The sequence below is a fragment of the Mesorhizobium sp. M2A.F.Ca.ET.039.01.1.1 genome (assembly GCF_003998035.1).
In the GTDB taxonomy this organism is placed as follows: domain Bacteria; phylum Pseudomonadota; class Alphaproteobacteria; order Rhizobiales; family Rhizobiaceae; genus Mesorhizobium.
Map to the genome: position 1 here is coordinate 1 of NZ_RZRY01000695.1, position 3207 is coordinate 3207.

The window sequence follows — 3207 nt, forward strand, 5'->3', positions numbered from 1 at the left end:
GCCCACAATGCCACGACAGGCGAAAAGCCTTTCCTTGTTATGTTCATCCGGATATATCGGTCTGAGGCTTCGAGCCGTACGGATTTTGAAACCAGGGAGAGACTTCATGACGGGCACGGGTTTCGGGTTGAAGGCGATCGCTATTGGAGGTTTCACGGCAATGCTGATGGCGGCGGTGACGGCGGCACGTGCCGACGACAAGGTCGTCGTGTTTGCCGCGGCAAGCCTCAAGGACGCGCTCGATGCGGTCAGCAAGGCCTGCGAGCCGGAAGTCGGCGAGGCCGCCACCATTTCCTACGCGGCAAGCTCCGCCCTGGCCAAGCAGATCGAAGGCGGCGCGCCGGCTGACGTCTTCGTGTCGGCCGACCTCGACTGGATGAAATATCTTTCGGACAAGAAGCTGACCAAGCCGGACACCGAGGTGAAGCTGCTTGGCAACCAGATCGTGCTCGTGGCGCCGAAGGATTCCACGGTCGAGACTAAAGTCGAGAAGGGCTTCGACGTCGCCAAGCTGATCGGCGACGGCAAGCTTGCCATGGGCGATTTCAAGGCCGTGCCGGCCGGCAAATACGGCAAGGCGGCGCTGGAATCGCTGGGCGTCTGGTCGTCCGTCAAGGGCAAGGTCGCGCAGGCCGAGAATGTGCGTGCAGCCTTAAAGCTGGTGTCGACGGGCGAGGCGGCGCTGGGCATCGTCTACGCCACCGACGCGCATGCGGAGAAGGGCGTCAAGGTCGTAGGCACCTTCCCGGAAGATTCGCATCCGCCGATCATCTACCCGATTGCCCAGATCGCGGATTCGAAGGACAAGGATACGGCTGCCTTCCTGAAATGCGTCGAATCGGCCAAGGCCGCCGAACTCTTCAAGGAGCAGGGTTTCACGGTGCTCGCGCCGAGCAACTAAGAGAGATCGCGCAAACGCTGACATGAACTGGCTGCTGGACCTCACTCCCGACGAATGGAATGCGGTCCGGCTGTCGATCAAGGTGGCGACGGTGGCGATGATCGCCAGCCTGCCGCCCGGCATCCTGCTTGCGCTGCTGCTGGCGCGAGGGCGTTTCTGGGGCAAGACCCTGCTCAACGGGCTGGTGCATCTGCCGCTGATCCTGCCGCCGGTGGTGACGGGCTATCTGCTCCTGCTCACCTTCGGCCGGCGCGGGCCGGCCGGCGCCTTTCTTGCCGAGCATTTCGGCATCGTCTTTTCGTTCCGCTGGACCGGCGCGGCGCTGGCCTGCGGCGTCATGGGCTTTCCGCTGATGGTGCGGGCGATCCGGCTGTCGATCGAGGCCGTCGACCGCAGAATCGAGGCCGCGGCCGGCACGCTCGGCGCCAATCCGCTCTGGGTGTTCGCCACCATCACGCTGCCGCTGATCCTGCCCGGCCTGATTGCGGGTGCGATCCTTTCCTTCGCCAAGGCGATGGGCGAGTTCGGCGCCACCATCACCTTCGTCTCCAACATCCCCAATGAGACGCAGACTTTGCCCTCGGCGATCTACACCTTCACACAGGTGCCCGGCGGCGATGAGGGCGCGCTCAGGCTGACGCTGATCTCGATCGTCATCTCGATGGTCGCGCTCGTCGCCTCGGAGGTGCTGGCGCGGCGCGTCGGCCGGCGGATGGACATCGAATGATGCTCTCGGTCGACATCCGCCATCGCCTGGGCGACTTCGCCGTGGAAGCGCGTTTCGACAGCGCCGGGCGGCTGACGGCGCTGTTCGGGCCTTCCGGCTCGGGCAAGTCGACGCTGATCAAACTGATCGCGGGGCTGATCCGCCCGGACAAGGGCCGCATTGCCGTCGATGGGCGGGTGCTGGCCGATACTGAAGCGCGCATCTTCGTGCCGATGCACAGGCGGCGGATCGGCATGGTGTTCCAGGATGCGCGGCTGTTCCCGCATATGAGCGTCGCCGGCAATCTGCGCTATGGCCGCTGGTTCACGCCGGCTTCCGAGCGCTACGCCAAGATGGATGCGGTGGTCGAGCTGCTCGGCATCGGTCATCTCCTCGACCGGCGGCCGGCGAAACTGTCGGGCGGCGAGAAGCAGCGCGTCGCGATCGGCCGTGCCCTGCTTGCCAGCCCGAAACTTCTTCTGATGGACGAGCCGCTGGCCTCGCTCGACGAGGCGCGCAAGGCCGAGATCCTGCCCTATATCGAGCGGCTGCGCGACGAGACGAAGATCCCGATCGTCTATGTCAGCCATTCCGTCGCCGAAGTGGCGCGGCTGGCGAGCGACGTCGTCGTGCTTTCGCAAGGCAAGGTCGCGGCCTCAGGCCCGACCGAGGCGATCATGCAACGGCTCGACCTGTTGCCGGCGGAGGAACGCGGCGAAGGCGGGGCGGTGCTCGACACCAAGGTACTGCGCCACGACGAGGCGTTCGGCATGACGGTGCTGGGCTCACCGGCCGGCGAAATCCGGGTGCCGAAACTGGCGATGGCAGCGGGCGCTCCGGTGCGCATTCGCATCCGCGCCCGCGACGTCATGATCGCGACCGAGCGGCCGGCAGGTCTCAGCGCGCTCAACATTCTGGCGGGAACGATCACCGCTGTCAGGCCGGGCATCGGGCCGACCGTGGAAATCGCCATCGACTGCAATGGCGCGATCGTGCTGGCTCGGATCACCGAACAGTCCAAACACACCCTTCGTCTGGCGCTCGGCCAGCAGGTCTTCGCGGTGATCAAGACGGTGAGCTTCGACAGCGCGACGACCGGGGCGGGCCTGCCGGTTGAGGCGGATGGTTGACGAAGGGCCAAATCGCTATGTTGATTTGGAATAGCGATCTGGCGGCGGAGAGGGTAGTCTCGGCATGACCGCGGAGGACAGGGCATGCCATCGTTGAGCCTGCGGATAAATCTCGACCCCGACGGCCGGATCGGCCCCGGCAAGATTGAGCTTTTGGAGCAGATCGCCGCCTTCGGATCGATCTCGGCCGCGGCGCGCGGCATGGAGATGTCCTACAAGCATGCGTGGGATCTGGTCGAGGACATGAACCGCGTGTTCGGCAAGCCGCTGGTCGCCGCGCAAACCGGCGGCAAGAAGGGCGGCGGCGCGCAATTGACATCGGTGGGTTTGGCGGTCGTCAGCCGTTTCCGGGCCATAGAGCGGGCCGCGTCATCGGCCGCGGCCGTCCATATGCAGGCGCTGCAGGCGGAGATCGATGCCGGATGAAGGGCAGTAGGGCAGTAGGGCAGTAGGGCAGTAGGGTGTGACGT

Annotated in this window: 4 protein-coding genes; all 4 read left to right on the forward strand. The window is 65.3% G+C overall.

Features of this window, described 5'->3' with window-relative positions; all coding sequences use genetic code 11:
• Window positions 1–106 precede the first annotated feature (106 nt).
• The 4 genes from modA (at window position 107) to EOA24_RS32025 (ending at window position 3163) form a co-directional block, all read left to right on the forward strand.
• Window positions 107–901 (forward strand): molybdate ABC transporter substrate-binding protein, encoded by a 795-nt coding sequence (gene modA / locus EOA24_RS32010; protein WP_127256113.1) that lies wholly within the window; start codon window positions 107–109, stop codon window positions 899–901.
• Between the two features lie 22 nt (window positions 902–923).
• Window positions 924–1628: a molybdate ABC transporter permease subunit gene (gene modB, locus EOA24_RS32015; RefSeq protein ID WP_126082045.1), complete on the forward strand. Its 705-nt coding sequence runs from the start codon at window positions 924–926 to the stop codon at window positions 1626–1628.
• Window positions 1625–2737, forward strand: a complete 1113-nt coding sequence (gene modC, locus EOA24_RS32020; protein WP_126082046.1) for a molybdenum ABC transporter ATP-binding protein — start codon at window positions 1625–1627, stop codon at window positions 2735–2737. The genes modB and modC overlap by 4 nt, the downstream gene beginning before the upstream one ends.
• An 84-nt stretch (window positions 2738–2821) precedes the next feature.
• The gene (locus EOA24_RS32025; protein ID WP_042644082.1) at window positions 2822–3163 is read left to right on the forward strand and encodes a winged helix-turn-helix domain-containing protein; all 342 of its coding nucleotides are present in this window, start codon (window positions 2822–2824) and stop codon (window positions 3161–3163) included.
• Window positions 3164–3207: the final 44 nt, after the last annotated feature.